Annotated in this window: 18 protein-coding genes; 7 read left to right on the top strand and 11 right to left on the bottom strand. The window is 62.9% G+C overall.

Translation table 11 applies throughout. From position 1 onward, the window contains the following. Positions 1–29: 29 nt before the first annotated feature. A complete protein-coding gene (locus tag P0D87_RS30510) occupies positions 30–1,031 on the top strand; it encodes an alpha/beta fold hydrolase (protein WP_053858178.1) in 1,002 nt (333 codons plus the stop codon). A gap of 311 nt (positions 1,032–1,342) precedes the next feature. Continuing rightward, on the top strand, positions 1,343–2,746 hold the full coding sequence (locus P0D87_RS30505; RefSeq protein ID WP_044021883.1) for a methyl-accepting chemotaxis protein: 1,404 nt from the start codon (positions 1,343–1,345) through the stop codon (positions 2,744–2,746). 42 nt (positions 2,747–2,788) lie between these two features. Here P0D87_RS30505 and P0D87_RS30500 read toward each other — a convergent pair whose 3' ends face one another. The 4 genes from P0D87_RS30500 to P0D87_RS30485 form a co-directional block, all read right to left on the bottom strand. Further along, positions 2,789–3,607: an ABC transporter permease subunit gene (locus P0D87_RS30500; protein WP_006051751.1), complete on the bottom strand. Its 819-nt coding sequence runs from the start codon at positions 3,605–3,607 to the stop codon at positions 2,789–2,791. Further along, positions 3,607–4,536, bottom strand: a complete 930-nt coding sequence (locus P0D87_RS30495) for an ABC transporter permease subunit (protein WP_006051752.1) — start codon at positions 4,534–4,536, stop codon at positions 3,607–3,609. Before P0D87_RS30495 ends, P0D87_RS30500 begins: the two co-directional genes overlap by 1 nt. Continuing rightward, a complete protein-coding gene (locus P0D87_RS30490; RefSeq protein WP_006051753.1) occupies positions 4,533–5,699 on the bottom strand; it encodes an ABC transporter ATP-binding protein in 1,167 nt (388 codons plus the stop codon). Before P0D87_RS30490 ends, P0D87_RS30495 begins: the two co-directional genes overlap by 4 nt. 94 nt (positions 5,700–5,793) lie before the next feature. Then, on the bottom strand, positions 5,794–6,894 hold the full coding sequence (locus tag P0D87_RS30485) for a polyamine ABC transporter substrate-binding protein (RefSeq protein WP_006051754.1): 1,101 nt from the start codon (positions 6,892–6,894) through the stop codon (positions 5,794–5,796). A gap of 426 nt (positions 6,895–7,320) precedes the next feature. On the opposite strand from P0D87_RS30485, the gene P0D87_RS30480 reads away from it, so the two are divergent. From P0D87_RS30480 to P0D87_RS30470, 3 genes are all read left to right on the top strand, one after another. After that, complete coding sequence (locus tag P0D87_RS30480; RefSeq protein WP_053858179.1) at positions 7,321–8,616, top strand: Nramp family divalent metal transporter; 1,296 nt, start codon at positions 7,321–7,323, stop codon at positions 8,614–8,616. A gap of 294 nt (positions 8,617–8,910) precedes the next feature. After that, positions 8,911–10,275 carry a phospholipase A gene (locus P0D87_RS30475; RefSeq protein WP_053858180.1) on the top strand — a complete coding sequence of 455 codons (1,365 nt, stop codon included), beginning with the start codon at positions 8,911–8,913 and terminating at the stop codon, positions 10,273–10,275. A gap of 120 nt (positions 10,276–10,395) precedes the next feature. Beyond that, positions 10,396–10,599: a DUF1289 domain-containing protein gene (locus tag P0D87_RS30470; protein ID WP_006051757.1), complete on the top strand. Its 204-nt coding sequence runs from the start codon at positions 10,396–10,398 to the stop codon at positions 10,597–10,599. A gap of 9 nt (positions 10,600–10,608) precedes the next feature. Here P0D87_RS30470 and P0D87_RS30465 read toward each other — a convergent pair whose 3' ends face one another. The 3 genes from P0D87_RS30465 to P0D87_RS30455 form a co-directional block, all read right to left on the bottom strand. Further along, a complete protein-coding gene (locus P0D87_RS30465) occupies positions 10,609–11,265 on the bottom strand; it encodes an OmpW/AlkL family protein (RefSeq protein WP_053858181.1) in 657 nt (218 codons plus the stop codon). Positions 11,266–11,333: 68 nt separating this feature from the next. After that, positions 11,334–12,524: an NAD(P)H-dependent flavin oxidoreductase gene (locus P0D87_RS30460; RefSeq protein ID WP_053858182.1), complete on the bottom strand. Its 1,191-nt coding sequence runs from the start codon at positions 12,522–12,524 to the stop codon at positions 11,334–11,336. Between the two features lie 129 nt (positions 12,525–12,653). After that, positions 12,654–14,078, bottom strand: a complete 1,425-nt coding sequence (locus P0D87_RS30455; RefSeq protein WP_053858183.1) for an aldehyde dehydrogenase family protein — start codon at positions 14,076–14,078, stop codon at positions 12,654–12,656. A 199-nt stretch (positions 14,079–14,277) separates the two neighbouring features. On the opposite strand from P0D87_RS30455, the gene P0D87_RS30450 reads away from it, so the two are divergent. Beyond that, complete coding sequence (locus tag P0D87_RS30450) at positions 14,278–14,730, top strand: hypothetical protein (RefSeq protein ID WP_006051761.1); 453 nt, start codon at positions 14,278–14,280, stop codon at positions 14,728–14,730. Positions 14,731–14,833: 103 nt separating this feature from the next. On the opposite strand, the gene P0D87_RS30445 is transcribed toward P0D87_RS30450, so the two are convergent. Further along, the gene (locus P0D87_RS30445; protein WP_006051762.1) at positions 14,834–16,426 is read right to left on the bottom strand and encodes an ABC-F family ATPase; all 1,593 of its coding nucleotides are present in this window, start codon (positions 16,424–16,426) and stop codon (positions 14,834–14,836) included. Positions 16,427–16,649: 223 nt separating this feature from the next. Here P0D87_RS30445 and P0D87_RS30440 point away from each other — a divergent pair, with 223 nt between their 5' ends. Next, positions 16,650–16,859 carry a dodecin gene (locus P0D87_RS30440; protein ID WP_006051763.1) on the top strand — a complete coding sequence of 70 codons (210 nt, stop codon included), beginning with the start codon at positions 16,650–16,652 and terminating at the stop codon, positions 16,857–16,859. Between the two features lie 169 nt (positions 16,860–17,028). Here P0D87_RS30440 and P0D87_RS30435 read toward each other — a convergent pair whose 3' ends face one another. The 3 genes from P0D87_RS30435 to P0D87_RS30425 all read right to left on the bottom strand — a co-directional run bounded on the left by P0D87_RS30435 (position 17,029) and on the right by P0D87_RS30425 (position 20,265). Then, complete coding sequence (locus P0D87_RS30435; protein WP_053858184.1) at positions 17,029–18,135, bottom strand: BMP family ABC transporter substrate-binding protein; 1,107 nt, start codon at positions 18,133–18,135, stop codon at positions 17,029–17,031. A gap of 65 nt (positions 18,136–18,200) precedes the next feature. Next, the gene (locus P0D87_RS30430) at positions 18,201–19,130 is read right to left on the bottom strand and encodes an ABC transporter permease (RefSeq protein ID WP_171799849.1); all 930 of its coding nucleotides are present in this window, start codon (positions 19,128–19,130) and stop codon (positions 18,201–18,203) included. A gap of 28 nt (positions 19,131–19,158) precedes the next feature. After that, the gene (locus tag P0D87_RS30425; protein WP_006051766.1) at positions 19,159–20,265 is read right to left on the bottom strand and encodes an ABC transporter permease; all 1,107 of its coding nucleotides are present in this window, start codon (positions 20,263–20,265) and stop codon (positions 19,159–19,161) included. Positions 20,266–20,343: the final 78 nt, after the last annotated feature.

Raw genomic sequence — 20,343 nt, 5'->3', positions numbered from 1 at the left:
GATTCAAATAAAAAAGGGAGACGGAAAACATGGCAAGCATCGATCCTCGTTCGTCGAATTCGTCGAACTCGTTGACGCACAGTTCAGTCGCGGCGCTGCCGCCCCGCTCGCTCGCCGCGCGCCTCGGCATCACCAGCGTGCCGCGCGACGAACTGCGGCGGCGCTACACACAAAGCGGCTCGAAGTTCATCCGCATCATGGGCGCGGACGTGCATTATGTCGACGAAGGCCGCGGCGACATCATCGTGATGATTCATGGCTTCGCGTCGTCGCTGCACACATGGAATCGTGTCGCCGATGAACTGAAGCACGCTTACCGCATCATTCGTCTCGATCTGCCGCCGTTCGGCGTGACCGGGCCGCTGCGCTCCAGCACAGGCGCGATTGAAACGATGGACCTGCCGACCTACCGCCGTTTCATCGACACTTTTTTGCAGGCACTCGGCATTAGGCGCGCGACTTTCATCGGCAATTCGCTTGGCGGGCTCATTTCGTGGGACTACGCGGTGCGGCATCGCGAGGCCGTCGAGCGGCTCGTGCTGATCGACTCCGCGGGCTTTCCGATGCGGCTGCCCATCTATATTGGCCTCTTCAACAGCGCGCTGGTGCGCGCGAGTTCGCCGCGCTGGCTGCCGGAAGCGATCATCAAAAGCGCGGTGCGCAACGTGTATGGCGATCCGCGCAAAATCGATGCCGTCACGCTGCGGCGCTACGTCGAGTTTTTCCACGGCGAAGGCACGCGCGCCGCGATCGGCAAGATGGTGCCGACGCTCGATTTCGCCGAACTGGATACGAATGTGCTGACGACACTCGCGCTGCCGACGCTCGTATTGTGGGGCGCGAAGGACCGCTGGATTCCGACCGCGCACGCGGCTGAATTCACGCAGCGCATTCCGGGCGCGAAATCGGTCATGTATCCGGGCCTTGGACACATTCCGATGGAGGAAGCGCCCGAGCGCGTGCTGACCGACCTGCGGGCGTTTCTCGGCACGCATGCCGCGCCGAAAGCAGGCGCCGTCGCGCGCGTCTAGCCCGCTCCTCCGAGCAAGCGCAGCAAGTCCCAGAGAAATTTAAAGAGCATGACGATCAGCTCCCACAGATGGTAAAGCTGCTGCCAGCCCGAAGCGCGCGCGAAGGAATCGAACATCGTTAAAGTTGATCAGGAATGGCAGCGGTTGCCGCGGCGCCAAACCGGACATCATAACGACTGCGACGTGGCGACTGCGGGATACCCCGTATCAAGTCTGCCGAAAGCCAGCCGTAAACGCGTCGAGAAGAGGCTGTGTTCGCGCTCGACGAGCGCGTGACCGGCAGCGTTGCTAGCGTCATCAAGGAGACGTTCATGTCGCGTTTCAGCTTTCGCCGGACGGGCCGACCGCAAGGGGTCGTCGGCGATATTGCCGCGCAGGCGGGCAAACTGGGTATCGAAATCTGCGATGTGTCGGGCCACGTCGATGAAGTCGCCGCGCGCGTGCAGCATCAGGCGCAGGTGTGCCGCGCGTTGCGCGAGTCGGCTGCGCAGACGCTCGCCGGAAATCATCGGATCGCGACCGCCGCGCGAGGCATGCGCGATGTGTCGGCACAGGCGGCGACCGGCGTGCAGGAATCGCACGACACGCTGGAGGCGTCGCTTGCCGACATCCACGGACTGGTGGAAGGCGTGACCGTGATCGAGAGCCAGATCGGCGCGCTGCGCAGCGCGCTCGCGCATGTGAGCCGCGTCTCCGAGGAAATCTCGCTGATCGCGCGGCAAACGCATCTGCTCGCGCTGAACGCGGCGATCGAAGCCGCGCGCGCCGGCGAGTCCGGCCGAAGCTTCGCGGTGGTGGCGGCCGAGGTGAAGAATCTGTCGGCGAAGACCGCGCAGGCGACCGGCCAGATCGAGACCACGCTCGCGCAACTCACGCAGCAGACCGAGCAGTTGATCAACGAAGGCTCGGTGAATACGGAGCGGGCGCATCGGGTGCGCGAGGGCACGCGCAAGATCGGCGACGTCGTGCATTCGACGGGCGACGCCATCGCGCATCTGAACAACGAGGCCGAGCAGATCGCCGCGTTGACCGGCGAGATCGAGACGCAGTGCGGCGGGCTCGAGGCGCAGGTGCTGGAAATGGCGAGCGGCGTCGAGGATTCGAGCGAAAACTTCGTGCAGGCGAAGGATCGGCTCGGCAATCTGCTCGGGGTCTCAGAGACCTTGATCGAACTGACGGCGGCGGCGGGCGTGGAGACGCCGGACACGCGTTTCATCGAAGCCGTGCAGGACGCGGCGGCGGCGGTGAGCAAGCTGTTCGAGGCGGCGGTCGCGCGCGGCGAGATTTCGCTCGACGATCTGTTCGATCAGCATTACGTGCCCGTGCCTGGCAGCAATCCGCAGCAGTTCATGACGCGGTTCACGGCCTTCACCGATCGCGTTCTGCCGGCGATTCAGGAGCCGCTACTCGATCTCGATCCACGGGTCGCGTTCTCTGCCGCAATCGACGTGCGCGGTTATCTGCCGACGCACAATCTGAAGTTCTCTTTGCCGCAGCGTGACGATGTCGTGTGGAATATGGCCAATTGCCGGAACCGGCGCATTTTTAACGACCGGACTGGACTGGCTGCCGGGTCGCACACGAAGAAGTTTTTGCTGCAGACGTATCGGCGCGATATGGGCGGTGGACAGTTTGTGTTGATGAAGGATGCGTCCGCGCCGGTTTTTGTGCAGGGACGGCATTGGGGCGGGGTTCGGATTGGGTATAGGGTTTAAGCTGCAATTCGTGAAACAGGGCAAGCGCACTTGCCCCGTCACCTACCCCCTCACCTGCACCCTTCTCCTCTCCGCCCGCTGCATAAAATAATTCACCGCCACCACGCCAACCGTCACCACCGCGATAAACAACGTCGCCAACGCATTCATCTCGGGATTCAAACCCAGCCTGACGCGCGAGAAAACCACCAGCGGCAATGTCGTTGACCCAGGCCCCGACAGAAACGCGGATAAAACCAGATCGTCGATCGACAACGTAAAAGACAATAACCAGCCCGACACCAGCGCCTGTGAAATCAGCGGCAACGTGATCGAGAAAAACACCCGCAGCGGCGTCGCGCCGAGGTCGAGCGCCGCTTCCTCGAGCGAAGGATGCAACTCCTTGACACGCGACTGCACGATAATCGCCACGTACGAAATGCACAGCATCACGTGCCCGATCCAGATCGTGAAAATGCCGCGCCCCGCCGGCCAGCCGAGCCACTTCGCCATTTCGATAAAGAGCAGCAGCAGCGATATGCCCTGAATCACTTCGGGGATCACGAGCGGCGCGTTGATCATGCCGGTATAAAGCGTAAAGCCGCGAAAACGCCCCATGCGCGCGAGCACGAAACCCGCCCATGTGCCGATAATCACCGACGCAAACGCCGTCAGCACCGCCACTCTCAACGACAGCCACGCCGCCGCAATCAGTTCATCGTCGTGCAATAACGCCGCATACCAGCGCGTCGAAAAACGCGTCCATACGGTGACGAGTTGTGATTCGTTGAACGAATAGACGACCAGACTGATGATCGGTATATACAGGAACAGAAAGCCCAGCGCCAACGCGGTGAACTGCAATATCCGGTTCGGCTTCATCAGCGTTTTTCCTCCATCGCCTTGGCCTGCGCGTACTGGAAAAACGCCATCGGCACCAACAGCAGCACTACCATCGCACACGTCACGGCGGAAGCCATCGGCCAATCGGCATTGTCGAAGAACTCATTCCACATCACGCGGCCGATCATCAGCGTATTCGCGCCGCCGAGCAATTCCGGAATCACGTACTCGCCCACCGCTGGAATAAACACCAGCAGGCAACCGGCGATAATGCCGTTCTTCGAAAGCGGCAATGTGATCTGCCAGAACGCTTTCCAGGGTCTTGCGCCCAGGTCGTAGGCGGCTTCGAGCAAGGTCATGTCCATTTTCACGAGATGCGCGTACAACGGCATCACGAGAAACGGCAGATACGAATAGACCATGCCGATATAAACCGCCGTATTCGTGTGATACAGCTCTATCGGCGAATGAATCAGGCCGATCGACATCAGGAAGTTATTCAGCAGCCCGTTGTTTTTCAGAATCCCGATCCACGCATACACGCGAATCAGGAACGACGTCCAGAACGGGAGCATCACGGCCATCATCAGCAGATTACGGCGCGCCGGATCCGAACGCGCGATGTAATACGCCATCGGATAACCGATCAGCAGGCACAGCAGCGTCGAAATTGCGGCCACGACAACCGAATTCACGTAGGTCGCGAAATACAGGCTGTCGGTGACGAGAAACGCGTAATGCGACAGATCGAGCTTGAGATTGATCGCGCCGTCCGCGAAACTCGTGAGCTCGGTATACGGCGGAATGCCGAGCTGCAAATCGGCAAAGCTGATCTTCACGACCAGCAAAAACGGCACCAGAAAAAACAGCAGCAGCCAGACGAACGGACCGGCCACCACGGCGGTGCGGCCCGTCAGGTTGAAGCGCCGCACCGGCCAGTTGAGAACCGAATGGAACTGGCGCTTCATGACGTCAGCACCACACCGGCCGATGCGCTCCAGCGCACGTACACTTCGTCGCCCCAAGTGGGCGGATCGATCTCCGTCAGCGCGAGGCTCGTCACGTTCGCGATCACGGTTTTGCCGCCGTCGAGCTTCACGTGATACAGCGAATAGCCGCCCATGTACGCGATATTCGACACGACGCCCTTGCCCCAGTTGAACGCGCCCTCGGGCGGCTTGCTCGTGAGCGCGATGCGCTCGGGCCGCACCGAGATCGTCACCGGCATGCCGAGCGGACCGGTAATGCCGTGGCTCACATACAAACGGCAAGTCAGATCGGGCGTTTCGATAAAGACGTGGTCGGGCTCGTCCTCGACCGTATGGCCTTCGAACAGATTCGTCGAGCCGATGAATTCCGCCGAGAAACGGCTGTTCGGATACTCGTACACCTCGTGCGGCGTGCCGAGCTGGACGATCTCGCCTTCGCTCATTACCGCGAGGCGCCCTGCCATCGTCATCGCTTCTTCCTGATCGTGCGTGACCATGATGCAGGTCACGCCGACCTTGTCGAGAATGTTGACGAGCTCGATCTGCGTGCGCTGGCGAATCTGCTTGTCGAGCGCGGACATCGGTTCGTCGAGCAGCAACAGCTTCGGCCGCTTCACCAGCGAACGCGCCAGCGCCACCCGCTGCTGCTGGCCGCCGGAAAGCTGATGCGGCTTGCGCTTCGCAAAGCGGCCCATCTGCACGAGTTCGAGCGCGGTCTGCACCCGGTCTTTCAGTTCGGCCTTGGCCACGCCTTCCTGCTTCAGACCGAACGCGACGTTCGACTCGACCGTCATATGCGGAAAAAGCGCATACGACTGGAACATCATGTTGACCGGCCGCCGGTACGGCGGCAGTTGCGCAAGGTCTTCGCCGTCGATCAGGATCTTGCCCGAGGTCACGGTCTCGAGGCCGGCGAGCATGCGCAGCAAGGTCGACTTGCCACAGCCGGAACTGCCGAGCAGCGCGAACAGCTCGCCCTTTTTCACCGACAGATTGACCTGCTTGACCGCCACGGTCTCGCCGAATTTCTTCACGACGTCGACGACCTGCACGAAATTATCGGCGGCGGCGTCGATCGCGGCGTTGCCGCCGGCGGGCGACACGGCCGTCCGGTCCAGCGCGCCCGGCTGCTCACTACTCATCACAATGCTTCACTCCGGCGTTTGACGAACAAAGCCCCCGGTGAACACCGAGGGCTTCTTGATGATGCTGTTACCCGTTCACTCCGGCCACGCTTCAGCGGCCGGACTTGAACTCGGTCCAGAGCCGCGTCTGCAGCCGCTGCACTTCGGGCGGCAACGGCTTCAACAGGAACAGCGTCTTGATGACTTCGGGCGGCGGGTACACGGCGGGATCGTTCGCGACGTCCTTATCGACGTATTTACGCGCTTCGAGATTCGCGCTCGGGTAGTAGACGGCGTTCGTGATCGCGGCATGCACTTGCGGCGTTTCGATGTAGTTGATCCACTCGAGCGCGGCTTCCTTGTTCTTCGCGTCCTTCGGAATCGCCATCACGTCGAACCATACCGGCGCGCCGCCCTTCGGAATGTAATACTCGATCTTGTACGGCTTCTTCGCCTCGATCGCGCGATGCTTGGCGATCACGACGTCGCCCGACCAGCCGTAGGCGAAGCACACGTCGCCGCCCACCAGATCGTTGATATAGCCCGACGAGTTGAACTGCGTGATGTACGGGCGAATCTTCTTGAGCATCGCGAGCGCCTCGCGATAGTCGGCCGGATTCGTGCTCATCGGGTCTTTGCCGATGTAATGCAGCGCGGCGGCGAACATCTGATCCGGCGCATCCAGCACGGACACGCCGCACGCCTTCAGCTTCGAGATGTTTTCCGGCTTGAAGAGCACGTCCCAGTTATCGAGCGGCACATTCTTGCCGAGAATCTGCTGGGCCTTCGTCACGTTGTAGCCGAGGCCGGTCGTGCCGTATGCCCAGGGCACCGTGAACTTGTTGCCCGGATCGGCGCCGGCGACGAGCGCCATCAGCGACGGGTCGAGGTACTTGAGGTTCGGCAGCTTCGATTTGTCGAGCGGCGCGAAGATGCCCGCGGCGATCTGCTTGCCGGCGTAATTGCTGGTCGGCACGACGATGTCGTAACCGGAATTGCCCGTCAGCAGCTTGGCTTGCAGCGTGTCGTCGCTGTCGTAGTTGTCGTATTTGACCTGGACGCCGGACTGCTTCGTGAAGTTCGGAATGGTGTCCTTGGCGATGTAATCGGACCAGTTGTACACGTTGAGCTGCGTATCCTTCGCTGCCGCCGTCAACCACGGCGCCGCGCACAAGACCAGCGCAGCCACTTGCCCCACTACCCGTCTTTTCATCCCGTTCTCCGATCGTGCCGGTCCGAGCCGGCCGTCCTCACGCACGCCGCGAGCAGCGCCATGCTGCGCTAGCGGCTCCCCTGAAAAACCCGAAAACTACCATCAATTATTGCGCGGTCCAAAAAAAATGCCGCACTGTCGCGCAAACGGTACAGCGTAAGCCGCGCCGCCGGAAAATGGGCGCAATTTTAGCGGGTTATGGGCGCGTGTCTACCCGAAAAAAACGCCGCCACGCTTAGGCGCTCTGGCGGCGGCCTCACGTAGGCTCCCACGCGCATGACGAGCCAAACGCGAAGCCGGGCGACGGAGCACAATAGCTGACAACGGACAAGGGGCAACAGCGGCGAGGCGCGGGCTCGATCGGCGGCAACGCGCCCGGCGGGCACAACCCTTGCGAAACCAGGCAGTCTTTGACCTCAGGCATCCATGAACACCAATCCGTTCGCGCTGCGCCCAAACCGCCGTCGACGTCTGCCCGAAGGAGGACCCGCGCACTGGTTCTCGTTCGTCGGCGCGGGTGCGCTGATTGCCGTCGGCTATATCGATCCCGGCAATTGGGCGACGGCGCTCGGCGCGGGCGCCGGCTACGGCTACCAGTTGCTCGGCATGGTGGTGCTCTCCAGCCTGATGGCGATGCTGCTGCAATGGCTGTCGTCGCGGCTCGGCGTCGTCACCGGGCGCGATCTCGCGCAGGTTTGCCGCGAGCGTTCGGGGCCGCGCCGCACGATCTTCCTGTGGCTGACCAGCGAAGTGGCGATCATCGCCTGCGATGTCGCCGAAGTGGTCGGCAGCGCCGTCGCGTTGCAATTGCTGCTGGGCGTCTCGCTGACCGTGGGTGTGCTGATGTCCGCGGTATGCACGTTCGCGCTGCTGGCGCTTCAGCAGATAGGCGGCCGCAAGCTGGAAGCGGTGATCGCGTTGCTGATCGGCTTCGTCGGCTTGTGCTTCGTGATCGAACTGGCGCTCGCGCGGCCCGACTGGCATGCGGCGCTGGCGGGCACCGCGCCGAGCCCCGAGCTTCTGCGCAACGCGGGCATGCTGTGGCTCGCGGCGGGCATCGTCGGCGCGACGGTGATGCCGCACAACCTCTATCTGCACTCGTCGCTCGTCAAGCATCACGCGCCCGACAACAGCGACGCGCAGATCAAGGCCGCGCTGCACGTCGTCAATATCGACACCATCGGCTCGCTGCTCTTTGCTTTCGTGATCAATGCCGCGCTGCTGATCGTCGCCGCCGCCGTGTTCCATGCGAGCGGCCACCGCGACGTCACCGATCTCGCGGACGCTCATCGTCTGATCGCGCCGCTGCTCGGCACGCGCTGGGCCGGCATCCTGTTTGCCGCGGCGCTGCTGGCCTGCGGACTGAGCGCGACCGTCACCGGCACGCTGGCCGGCCAGGCGGTGATGGAAGGCTTCCTGCAACTGCGTCTGCCGCGCTGGAAGCGTGCGCTGCTCACGCGCGCACTGGCAATCGGACCGGCGCTGGTGGCCGTGACGATGTTCGGCCAGGAAGGCTCGAATCAGTTGCTGGTGGCAAGCCAGGTGGTGCTGAGCCTGCAATTGCCGCTCGCGGTCGTGCCGCTGATCCGCTATGCGTCGGATGCCGGCCTGATGCGCGACTGGCGCGTGCACGGCGTGCCGCTGGTGCTGGCGTGGATGTCGGCGGGTTTCATCATCCTGCTTAACGGCGCGCTGTTGTGGCAGGTTGCGTTGGGTGAGTGAGCCGCTTCGCGAGCCGCCAGGCCATTCGCCTATCATTGCAACGCAGTTGTAAATATTCTTTTAGTATTTCGAGTTGAACGGCGCCGCCGCTGGCCGTGGCGCCGCCTTCGCCGTAGTCCCGATGGCTGCCTGCGCTATTGCGGCGGCCATTCGCTTGTTTGTCTTGCCACCGCGTTGTGCCGTCTGCGTGCCGTATCCGCCAGGCGGCGGCGATGACGCCATGCCCCGCGCATGACTTCACTCGACACGCGGCGCGCCGTTTTGCTCACCGCCCTTGCTCCTGGACGACAGCCCATGCCGCTTCCTGCTTTGCCTCCGGCTTTCCTCATTGCTCCATTCGACCGCCTTACCCATCGCGCCTCCGCCAGACCGTTGCGCGTGCCCGGCCACCGCTTCGGCCGCGGCAGGTTCGTCTGCGTCCTCGCTGCGCTGTTGTTGTCGAGCGCCTTTTCCGGCGAGGCTGCGGCCACCGTCGCGATGCTGCAGCCGGCGCGCATCGCCGCTGCGAACGAGCCGCTGCAGATCACGTTGCTCTATTCCGCCGACGACTCCACGCCGCTCACGGTCGCCGTGCCGCAAACGCTGCGCGTGAACCTGAGCGGCGGCGAACAGTCTGCGCAGCCGCTCGAACTCGCGCGCGAAGCGGGCGTGCCCGACACGCTGCGTCTGCGGCCGGGCCAGTTCCGCAAGGTGCGCTTTTCCGCGCCTTGGCCGGAATCGGCTCGCGGAGAAGTGCGTGTCGATCCGATCGGTTTCGATGCTTCGCCCGCGGTCGTCGTGATCAATCGCGGTCCCAACCAGAACGCGATTGCGCAGGCCGAGCGCAGCGAAAGCCAGGCCCGCACGCCGGCCCAGGCCGCGGCGACGGCTGCCGCGCTCGACGGCCCCTCGGGCGACGCGATCTCGCCGCCAGGCGACTCGCTATCGACGACCGGACGCGGCGTGCTTGCGCACGTTTCCTACTACGACCCGATGTATATCGGCGTCGGCCACAACGGCGACACCAATGCGCGGCTGCAACTGAGCTTCAAGTATCGCTTGCGCATTCCCGACGACCTGCGCTCCAAAGCCTTCACCGACAACCTCTACTTCGCCTACACGCAGACGTCGATCTGGGATCTCTCCGCCGACTCGCGTCCGTTTCGCGACACGACGTACTCGCCGCAGCTTTTCTACTACGTGCCGGACACGGGCTGGCGCAGTCCGTTCTTCACGCGCATGGGTTTTGCAGCGGGCGTCGCGCATGAATCGAACGGCAAAGGCGGAAGCGATTCGCGCAGCATCAACATGCCGTTCATCCGCCCGACGTGGGAATTCGGCGATCTGACGGCCAACCATCTGACGGTGTCGCCGAAAATTTATTACTACGTCGGCACGTCCAGTAATCCGGACATTGCGGACTATCGCGGCTATGTCGATCTGCTCGTCAAATACGGCAGCCCGGACGGCTGGCAACTGGCCACCACGCTGCGCAAAGGCACGAAGCACTGGTACGGCAGCGTCGACACGCAATTCACCTATCCGCTCGCGAAGCTGCTCGGCAGCGCGTGGGGCGGCTATCTGTGGATCGGTTATTTCAACGGCTACGGCGAGGATCTGCTCGACTACAACAACCGTCAGCACTGGATGGCGCGAATCGGCTACAGCATCGCGCGGTGAGGCCGACGCGGGCGGCGCGCGGCGGCGGCGCAGTATCGGCCTCGCGGACGGGCTCGGGCGGCTTCACGTCCCGTATCGGTTAACATAGCGGACCTCCGCTTTTCTGCTGCAAGGTTTCCGATGGCTTCCAATCTCCACGCTCTACCCGACAGCCCGTGCATCGGCGTGTGTTCGACACTTTTCGACGAAGTCTGCAAGGGCTGCGGCCGCACGGCCGGCGAGGTGTCGAACTGGGTGTTCATGAGCGATGAAGAAAAGCGGGCCGTGTGGACCCGCATCGAACGCGAAGGCACGGCCATGCGTTTTCAGAACGACAAGCTCTGAGCGTTTCGCTCAAAAGCGCATGCCGACGCCGAGCCCCACCACCACCGGATCGATGCTCACGCGGCCAAGCGGCTGCCCGCCGAGCGAGGCATCCGTGTGCATCCAGATCTTCTTGATGTCCGCGTTGACGAAGACCGTCTTCGTCACCTGCACGTCGACGCCTGCCTGCAATGCCGGACCGAAGCTGTGATTGCGGATCGACACCGGCTGCCCGCCGGCGTGCAAGCCATTGTTGTAGAACAACGTGTAGTTCAGACCCGCGCCGACATACGGACGCACGCGCCCCGCGTGATTGAAGTGATATTGCAGCAGCAACGTGGGCGGCAGCACGTTCACTCCGCCAAGCGGGCCGATGCTCGAAGTCAACTGATGACGCGACGTGCCGAGAATCAGTTCGACGCCGAGATAATCGCGGATCATGTAGGTCAGATCGAGTTCCGGCACGATCGCGTTGTTGACGTCGGTGTTCAGTGTGGAGAGCGTGCCCGTCGTCGATACGCTCGGCATGATGCTGATTGCGCGCAATCGAACGATCACGTCGCCGGCGTGGATGCCGCTCATCGGGTCGTCGCCGGCGGCATGCGCCTGCGGAATGAGCGCGGCGGCGCAGAGCAGCCCCGATGCCAACGCAGCCGTCCTGATGGTGTTGCTGAGCGAGAGCTTCATTTTTCTTCCCCTTTTTGTTGATCTACGGGGATTGTCGAAGCTCCCGCCGCGCGTCACGTTGACTCCCATCAACCGAGGGAGAAAGCCAGCCGCCCTGCGACAGCCGGTCGCGTCGCGCCGGTCAGCAGCAGTTCGATCAGGTCGTGCACGCTGCGAATCGCCGAGCCGAACGGCAGCGCTTCCTTGCCGCGGAAAAAGAGGCCGTTGGCCACATCGCCGCGCAAGGCCGCGGCAAGCCGCGTGTCGATGCAGAAGTGCCCGAACTTCTCGACGCCGTCGCGCCACCCGCACACGCTCAGACATTCGAGCGCCGTCGGGCACGCCTGCCTGAGCGCGCCGACCTTCTCGCGAATCCTCGCTTCATGCCGCAAATAGCGAGTGAGCCACGGCGTTTTCACGGCACGCGCGGGCAAACCCGTCACGCTGACGAATTCGACGATGTCATCGGGCGCCGCCTCGGCCAGCACGCGCTTGAAGTTCGGATGCGCGTCGCCTTCCTCGGTCACGGCGAACGGCGTGCCGAGCTGCACGCCGTTCGCGCCCGCGTTCAGCAGCGCGCGCACGGCCTCATGACTATTGATGCCGCCCGCGAGAATCAACGGCACCTGCTTGCGATCGATCCCGAGCGACGCCAACACGGTCTCGAGTTCATCGAGAATGCGCCTGAAGTCGAAGCGCTGATCGTTCATATCGGCGATGTTCGTGACGCCGAGATGGCCGCCCGCATGCGCCGGATGTTCGATTACGACGGCGTCGGGCAAGCGGCCCTTCTTCATCCACTTCTTCAGCACCAGCGCGACGCCGCGGCTGTCCGACAGAATCGGAATCAGCGCGATGTCGTGGCCTTGCGTCATCTCCGGCAAATCGAGCGGCAGGCCCGCGCCCATCACGATCGCGTCGGCGCCGTTTTCGCAGGCGGCGCGCACGTAATCGGCCTGCGCGCTGACTGCCTTCATCACGTTGACGGCAATCATGCCGCGGCCTTCGCTCAGCTTCTTCGCCGCATGAATTTCACGCGCGAGCGCGGTGAGATTCGCCTCTTCGAGCGTGGCACGGTCGGGCGACTGCCGGCAACGTTCGACCAGATCGGGATGATGATGGCGTAAATCAATACTGGCGATGGTGCCGAGCGCGCCCTCGCGCGCGACGCTGCCTGCGAGCCGGTGCGCCGAAATGCCGACGCCCATGCCGCCTTGCACGATCGGCAAGAGCGAGCGGCCGCGAATGACCAGCGGAGAAAACGAATGAGAGTTGAGCATGGCTGACCCGACGGACGATTATCAAAGCGTGGATAATCGTCGGTCGGGCGCGGCCGGGGTTGCGTCAGATCAAGCGGCGCGCGCATGCCGTTGCGGCGCGCGCGGGTTCGTTGATGCCGGTCATCCGCGTCAGACGTTGAATTGCATCGACTTGAGTTCGAGATATTCCTCGAGTCCAAAGACGCCGTTCTCGCGTCCGAAGCCCGACTGCTTGAAGCCGCCGAACGGCGCCGCCATATTCCACGCGCCGCCGTTGATGTCGATCTGGCCCGTGCGGATGCGGCGCGCGACGCGTTGCGCGCGCTCGTCGCTGCCGGCCCACACTGCGCCGCCAAGTCCGTACGGCGAATCGTTGGCAATCCGAATCGCTTCGTCTTCGTCCTTGTAGGTCAGAATGGACAGCACCGGGCCGAAGATTTCTTCTTGCGCGATCGTCGCTTTCGGATGCACGCGGCCGAACACCGTCGGCTTGACGAAAAAGCCTTTCGACACACCGTCGGGCAGCCCCGCGCCGCCCGTCACGAGTTCGGCGCCCTCCTCGATGCCCTTCGCGATGTACTGCTGCACGCGCGCCTGTTGCGCGGCGGAGGCCAGCGGGCCAAGGCGCGTTTTCTCGTCGCGCGGATCGCCGGCCGCGTAGCTTTCGGCCGCCTGTTTCGCGAGCGCGCACGCTTCGTCGTAACGCGCTTCGGGCACCAGCATGCGCGTGTGCGCCGAACAGGTTTGCCCCGAATTGAGGAAGCACGCGCCGACCGTGCCTTTGACGGCGGCGGCGAAGTCAGCGTCGTCGAGAATGACCGATGCCGATTTGCCGCCCAGTTCGAGCGCGACCCGCTTGATCGTCGCCGATGCCAGTTCCGACACGCGCTTGCCGGCGCGCGTCGAGCCGGTGAACGACACCATATCGACCGATGGATGGCTCGCCAGCATTTCGCCGACCACCGGCCCATAACCGCTGACGAGGTTGAACACGCCGGCGGGCAGCCCCGCTTCGTGGATCGCTTCGGCCAGCACGAACGCATTCAAAGGCGCGATCTCCGACGGTTTCAGCACCACCGTGCAACCGGCCGCGAGCGCGGCCGCCACCTTCAGCGTGATCTGATTGAGCGGATAGTTCCACGGCGTGATCGCCGCAACCACGCCGACCGGTTCGCGCACGACGAGCGAATTGCCGACGCGTTCTTCGAACTGGAAGCTGCCCGCGAGCTTCGCATAGGCGTTCCAGTTGTAGACGGGACTGCCGACCTGGATCGCGCGCGCGAGCTTCAGCGGCATGCCGACTTCGCCTGCGATCAGCGCGGCGAGTTCGTCGGTGCGCGCCTTGAGGTTCTCGGCGATCCGCTCGAGGTATCGGCCGCGCTCGGCGGCGGGCGTGGCGGCCCAGCCGTCGAAGGCCACGCGCGCGGCCGCGATCGCGCTTTCCGCATCGGCGTCGACGCCCTCGGGGATGCGGCCCATGACTTCCTCGGTGCCGGAGTCGATCACGTCGATCGTGCCCGTGCCGCACGGCGCAATCCAATTGCCGTCGATGTGGAGTTTGTCGTAGATCTTCATGATGTCGGCCCTGGCTTCGGATGGTGGTTGTTCTATTTTAGCCAGCGTCGGGGGAAGGGTTCGGTGGGCGGGTTGGGCGGTGAGTTGCCGGCATGCGGCGAAGTACCCGCGGATAAGGGCACTATTTTGTAGTTTGATCGCCGCCTAGCTCCCGTCTTACCTCTGCTACGATGCCGTCGACAAACATAAAAGGGACCAAATGAAAGCCGTTCTGTCCGTAGCTCTATCCGCTCTCGCGCTTACCGCTTGTGTCTACGTCCCGACCGAATACAAAGCCGGGCCGGTCCAAGGTGATCCGAAGAAAATCGTGGAACGCGTTATGTACGAGCAGCCCGGGAGCAAACGGCCGGAATACGTCGATGTTACTGATGACTATGTGGAATTCGGAGCCGGCAGTAAAGGCTCGTCTCGCGAGACGCTGACCGGGTTCAACCATTCGTCCAAGAAGGACGTAACGAGGCTCTACTATCGAACGATGGCCGACGTAAAGCTGTTAGATCGTGCTTCGTTGAAGGGTCACTGGTACATAGTCGAGCCGCGCACAGGGCAAGGACGAAAGCTTGCTGACGTGTACGTGGAGAATCAGAAAGATGCAGAGAGCTTTGTTGACGCACTGATCGCGCTGAAGGCGGCGCTGCCCCCAACGGAGTAGCGATTCCACGCGGCGGCTTCCCGGCGGATATGTCGGCCGCCATTGTCCCAACGGGACAATCCCGCAGGACAACGGCGTCACATGAATAGGCGTTCCGGGCCCCTTACTGCACGCCCTGGCTCGCCAAAAAGTCCTCGTAATTCCCGCCAAAGTCGTTCAGCGTGCCGTCCGTCTTCACTTCGATAATCCGGTTCGCCAGCCCGCTCACGAACTCGCGGTCGTGCGAGACGAAAATCAGCGTGCCTTCGAACTTGTCGAGCGCGATTTGCAGCGACTCGATCGATTCCATGTCCATGTGATTGGTCGGCTCGTCCATCATCAGCACGTTGTGGCGGCCGAGCATCAGCTTGCCCCAGATCATGCGGCCCTTCTCGCCGCCCGACAGCACCTTCACCGATTTGCGAATGTCGTCGGCATTAAAGAGCAGCCGCCCGAGCGTGCCGCGCACCATCTGCTCGTCGTCGCCTTCCTTGCGATAGGCGTCGATCCAGTCCATCAGCGTGACGTCTTGCGGAAACTCTTCGTACGTGTCCTGCGGCATATAACCGACGTTCGCGTTTTCCGCCCACTTCACCGTGCCGTGATCGAGCGGCAGATTGCCGAGCAGCGAGCGCAGCAACGTGGTCTTGCCCGCGCCGTTCTCGCCGATGATCGCAATGCGCTCGCCCGGCTGCACGCTGATGCTGAAGTTATTGAAGATGGTCCGCTCGTACTTCTTCGAAATGTTTTCGGCGACCACTGCGATGTTGTGCAGCTTCTTCTCGAACTCGAAACGGATAAACGGATTCTGCCGCGACGACGGCTTGAATTCCTCGATCTTGATCTTGTCGATCATCTTGAGACGGCTGGTTGCCTGACGCGCCTTCGACTTGTTCGCCGAGAAGCGGCGCACGAAGTCCTGCAGGTCGGCGACACGCTCCTTCGCCTTCGCATTCGCGTTCTGCTGACGCTCGCGCGCCTGCGTGCTCGCGAGCATGTAGTCGTCGTAGTTGCCCGGATAGACCTTCAGCGTGCCGAAGTCCATGTCGGCCATGTGCGTGCACACCTGGTTCAGGAAGTGTCGATCGTGCGAGATGATGATCATCGTCGAGTTGTACTGGTTGAGCACGTCTTCCAGCCAACGGATCGAGTTGATGTCCAGGTTGTTGGTCGGCTCGTCGAGCAGCAGCACGTCCGGCTTCGAGAACAGCGCCTGCGCGAGCAGCACGCGCAGCTTCCAGCCCGGAGCCACGTTGCTCATCGGACCGTTGTGATCTTCAATGGCGATGCCGATGCCGAGCAGCAGTTCGCCCGCGCGCGCTTCGGCGGTGTAGCCGTCGTATTCGGCGAACTTCGCTTCGAGCTCGGCGGCGTGCATGTAGTCGTCGTCGGTCGCGTCGGGGTTCGCGTAGATCGCGTCGCGCTCGGTCATCGCGGCCCACATTTCTGCGTGGCCCATCATCACGACGTCGAGCACGCGCACGTCTTCATACGCGAACTGGTCCTGGCGCAATTTACCGAGGCGCACGTTCGGCTCCAGCATGACGTTGCCGGAACTCGGCTCCAGGTCGCCACCGAGGATTTTCATGAAGGTGGACTTGCCGCAGCCGTTAGCACCGATCAGGCCATAGCGGTTCCCTCCCCCGAATTTGACCGAGATGTTCTCGAACAGGGGCTTTGGCCCGAATTGCATGGTGATGTTGGCAGTAGACAGCACGGCGCGTCCCTTTGAATGTGATATCGGCGAAAAACCCAATATTTTAGCAGGTTACCGGGATTTCAACCGGACGGGAATTCGGCGCGCGCCGCGCCCTGCTGGCTGGGGGCGTCCGGCGTATCGGGCATGCGACGTGCGATAGAACGCGTTCACACGGCGGCCGTGCGCAACCGTCCGCGTTACCTATACTTTTTGAACGCCAACGAAGATTAAAGGAGATTTCATGTCAGACCACGTCTACAAGCAGATCGAACTGACCGGCTCATCGACGAAATCGATCGACGACGCGATCAGCACCGCCATCGCCAAGGCGTCGAAAACGCTGCGCAATCTGCACTGGTTTGAAGTGACGGAAACGCGGGGCCAGATCGAAAACGACCGCGTCGCTTACTGGCAGGTGACGATCAAGGTCGGGCTGCGCATCGACGATTGAGGCAGAGCACGTCGCGCAGGTGGCGCACGTTATACGCCGGCGCCTAGCCCCACAAGCATAAAACCGTAAACCGAAAGAGCTGCCATCCGCCAACAACGGATGCAGCTCTTTCTCAACAATCAATCAACCCAGGCGAGCAGCACAACCCGCCCACCCGGCATCAACTCGCTTACTTCGGCAACGACCCGTCGACACCTTCGACATACCAGTTCAGCCGCTGCAATTCCGGGTCCGTCAGCGTCTTGCCGGCCGGCACCTTCACCGTGCCCGACTGATCCTTGATCGGACCGACGAACACATCCCACTTGCCGCTCGCCAGCTCGTCGCGCTTGCCCGCGACCTTCTTCTGCGCGTCCGCCGGAATCGCCGACGTGTTCAGATCCTCGAGATCGACCGCCTTCTGCGGAATGCCCCACCACACCGGATCGTTCTTCCACTTGCCGTCGAGCACCTGCTGGATCGCCGAGTTGTAGTACACGCCCCAGTGCGCGACCACCGAACCCAGATGCGCGCTCGGGCCGAACTTCTTCATGTCGGAATCCCAGCCGAAAGCATGCACGTGCTTCTCGGACGCAGTCGCGAGCGTCGCGCTCGAATCCGTGTTCTGCAACAGCACGTCGGCGCCCTGGCCGATCAGCGTTTCGGCGGCCTGCTTTTCCTTGCCGGGATCGAACCAGCTATTGATCCAGATGACCTTCGTATGCACCTTCGGATTCACCGAGCGCGCGCCGAGCGTGTACGCGTTGATGTTGCGGACCACTTCGGGAATCGGCACCGACGCGACGAAGCCGAGCGTGTTGGTCTTCGTCACATAGCCCGCGGCGACGCCGGCCAGATACGCGCCCTGGTACATGCGCACGTCGTAGGTGCCGAAGTTCGGCGCCTTCTTGTAGCCGGTTGCATGCAGGAACACCGTGTCCGGGAAGTCCTTCGCGACCTTCAGTTCGAAGTCCTGATAGCCGAAGCTCGAACCGATGATGACCTTATTCCCCTTGTTCGCCAGATCGCGAAACACACGCTCCGAGTCCGCCGATTCCGGCACGTTCTCGATGCGCGTGATCTTGATCTTGTTGCCGAACCTGGCTTCCGCTTCCTTCGATCCCTGGTCGTGCGCGAAGGTCCAGCCGGCATCGCCCGGATTGCCGAGATAGACGAACGCGACGCCCGGTGCATCCGCCGCCTGCGCGGATTGCGCGAACGGCGCCGTCACGGCTGCACCGAGCGCGAGCGAGGCGGCGCCCCATGCGAAAGCCGTCAGCAGATTCCTTTTCTTCATGTTTTCTCCAGTCGTGTGATTAGTCATTGAAACGTGTGGTTATGTCTGGCCAACCGGGCGGCGCGTCAGCCCGCCGAGAAAAACGGCTTGCCGAGCGACGCCGGCGCATTCAGGCGAATCGTGTTCGGGTTGCGCGAAATCAGCACCAGCACGACGACCGTCGCGACATACGGCAGCATCGCGAGGAATTGCGTCGGCACGGGCACGCCGATCGCCTGCGCGTAGAACTGCAGGCCCGTGACCGCGCCGAACAGCAGCGCGCCGATCAGCAAGCGCCCCGGCCGCCACGTCGCGAACACGACGAGCGCAAGCGCGATCCAGCCGCGGCCGGACGTCAGTTGCTCCTGCCACAAGTGCAGATTGACGATCGAGTAGTAGCCGCCCGCGAGTCCCGCCATGCCGCCGCCGAACGCGACCGCGCCATAGCGCACGCCGACCACCGGAAAGCCGACCGAATGCGCGACCTGCGGCGACTCGCCGACCGAGCGCAACACGAGCCCCGCGCGCGTGCGATACAGAAACCAGCCGATGACCGCGAACATCGCAAACGCGAGGTAATCGAGCGGCGTCAGACTGAAAAGCGCGGGCCCGAGCACCGGAATCTTCGAGAGGCCCGGAATGGTCCACGTGTCGATGGTGGCGCGCACGGCCGCCGACGTGTACGGCTTGCCGACATACGCCGACAGACCGATGCCGAAGATCGTCAGCGAGAGGCCCGTGGCGACCTGGTTGGCGAGCATGGTCAGCGTGAGAAACGCGAACAGCAGCGACATCGCGAGACCCGCGCCAATCGCGGCAATCACGCCGAGCCACGGGTTGCCGGTGATCGCGGTGACCGCGTAGCCGGTGACGGCGCCCATCAGCATCATGCCTTCGACGCCGAGGTTGAGAACGCCCGACTTTTCGGCGACGAGTTCGCCCGCGCCCGCGAACATCAGCGGGATCGCGGCGGTGACGGCGCTCGACGTGAGCGCGCTGGCTTGTTGAATATCCATGAATGGCGTGAGCGAAGCGGTGAGCGGGTCAGTGGGCTTGCGCGGCAACGGAGCGCCGGCGCACACGGTAATTCACGAACAGATCGGCGCCGAGCAGGCAAAACAGCAGCAGCCCCTGGAACACGCCGGAGAGTGCCTGCGGCAATTGCATCGAGGTCTGCACCGCTTCGCCGCCGAGATACAGCAGCGCCATCAGCAGACTGGCGAGCACGATGCCGAGCGGATGCAGCCGTCCGACGAACACCACGATGATCGCGGTAAAGCCGTAACCCGGCGACCACGTCGCCTGCAACTGACCGATCGGCCCGGCGATCTCGCCCATGCCGGCAAGACCCGCGAGCCCGCCGCTGATGAGGAGCGACATCCAGATGGTTTTCTTGTCGGAGAAACCCGCGTAGCGCGCGGCCAGCGGCGCGAGACCGCCGACGTTCATCCGGTAGCCGGCGAAGCTCTTGCGCATGAAGATCCACACCAGCGGAATCGCGATCAGCGTGACGAATACCGACGCATTCAGCCGCGTGCCGCGCAGCCATTTCCAGTGCCAGTCGCCGTAAAACGTTGGATAAAGCGCGTCGCCGCTGAACATCTCCGAGAGGGGAAAATTCATGCCCTGCGGATCGCGCCACGGGCCGCTCACCAGATAGATCAGCAACTGTGTCGCGACATACGTGAGCATCAGGCTTACGAGAATTTCGTTCGTGTTGAAACGGCTCTTGAGCAGCGCGGGAATCGCCGCCCACAGCATGCCGCCGATCACGCCGGCCAGCATCATCAACGGCAGAATCCACCAGCCGCTCGCCTGATCGAAATAAATCGCGACGCCGCTCGCGGCAATGCCGCCGAGCAGCATCTGCCCTTCGGCGCCGATATTCCACACGTTCGCGCGATAACCGATCGCGAGGCCGAGGCCGATCAGGCACAACGGCGACGCCTTCAGCAAAAGCTCGGACCAGCCGTTCACGCTCGACAGCGGTTCGATGAAAAACGCGTGCATGGCTTGAAGCGGATCGCGGCCGACCAGCCCAAAGATCACGAAGCCGATGGCGAGCGTGAGCAACGCGGCGATCAGCGGCACGGCGATCTGCATGGTGCGCGAGGGCGTCGTGCGCGCTTCGAGTCGATACGGAAGAATCATGAGTAGCGTGTCGTGTTGTCGGGTTCTGTTATTGGACGCAAGGCGCGCATAAACGCACGGATAAACGCGTGGACAGGC

Source organism: Paraburkholderia sp. RL17-368-BIF-A, assembly GCF_046054045.1.
GTDB classification, from domain to species: Bacteria; Pseudomonadota; Gammaproteobacteria; order Burkholderiales; family Burkholderiaceae; genus Paraburkholderia; species Paraburkholderia graminis.
Note: the sequence above shows the minus strand (reverse complement) of the source record. Positions and strands in the feature narration are given on the sequence as shown.

What these genes read in the sequence shown, in the direction of transcription:
- P0D87_RS30510 (WP_053858178.1), top strand. Translation starts at nt 30, where the DNA reads ATGGCAAGCATCGATCCTCGTTCGTCGAATTCGTCGAACTCGTTGACG.
- P0D87_RS30505 (WP_044021883.1), top strand. Translation starts at nt 1,343, where the DNA reads ATGTCGCGTTTCAGCTTTCGCCGGACGGGCCGACCGCAAGGGGTCGTC.
- P0D87_RS30500 (WP_006051751.1), bottom strand. Translation starts at nt 3,607, where the DNA reads ATGAAGCCGAACCGGATATTGCAGTTCACCGCGTTGGCGCTGGGCTTT.
- P0D87_RS30495 (WP_006051752.1), bottom strand. Translation starts at nt 4,536, where the DNA reads ATGAAGCGCCAGTTCCATTCGGTTCTCAACTGGCCGGTGCGGCGCTTC.
- P0D87_RS30490 (WP_006051753.1), bottom strand. Translation starts at nt 5,699, where the DNA reads ATGAGTAGTGAGCAGCCGGGCGCGCTGGACCGGACGGCCGTGTCGCCC.
- P0D87_RS30485 (WP_006051754.1), bottom strand. Translation starts at nt 6,894, where the DNA reads ATGAAAAGACGGGTAGTGGGGCAAGTGGCTGCGCTGGTCTTGTGCGCG.
- P0D87_RS30480 (WP_053858179.1), top strand. Translation starts at nt 7,321, where the DNA reads ATGAACACCAATCCGTTCGCGCTGCGCCCAAACCGCCGTCGACGTCTG.
- P0D87_RS30475 (WP_053858180.1), top strand. Translation starts at nt 8,911, where the DNA reads ATGCCGCTTCCTGCTTTGCCTCCGGCTTTCCTCATTGCTCCATTCGAC.
- P0D87_RS30470 (WP_006051757.1), top strand. Translation starts at nt 10,396, where the DNA reads ATGGCTTCCAATCTCCACGCTCTACCCGACAGCCCGTGCATCGGCGTG.
- P0D87_RS30465 (WP_053858181.1), bottom strand. Translation starts at nt 11,265, where the DNA reads ATGAAGCTCTCGCTCAGCAACACCATCAGGACGGCTGCGTTGGCATCG.
- P0D87_RS30460 (WP_053858182.1), bottom strand. Translation starts at nt 12,524, where the DNA reads ATGCTCAACTCTCATTCGTTTTCTCCGCTGGTCATTCGCGGCCGCTCG.
- P0D87_RS30455 (WP_053858183.1), bottom strand. Translation starts at nt 14,078, where the DNA reads ATGAAGATCTACGACAAACTCCACATCGACGGCAATTGGATTGCGCCG.
- P0D87_RS30450 (WP_006051761.1), top strand. Translation starts at nt 14,278, where the DNA reads ATGAAAGCCGTTCTGTCCGTAGCTCTATCCGCTCTCGCGCTTACCGCT.
- P0D87_RS30440 (WP_006051763.1), top strand. Translation starts at nt 16,650, where the DNA reads ATGTCAGACCACGTCTACAAGCAGATCGAACTGACCGGCTCATCGACG.
- P0D87_RS30435 (WP_053858184.1), bottom strand. Translation starts at nt 18,135, where the DNA reads ATGAAGAAAAGGAATCTGCTGACGGCTTTCGCATGGGGCGCCGCCTCG.
- P0D87_RS30430 (WP_171799849.1), bottom strand. Translation starts at nt 19,130, where the DNA reads ATGGATATTCAACAAGCCAGCGCGCTCACGTCGAGCGCCGTCACCGCC.
- P0D87_RS30425 (WP_006051766.1), bottom strand. Translation starts at nt 20,265, where the DNA reads ATGATTCTTCCGTATCGACTCGAAGCGCGCACGACGCCCTCGCGCACC.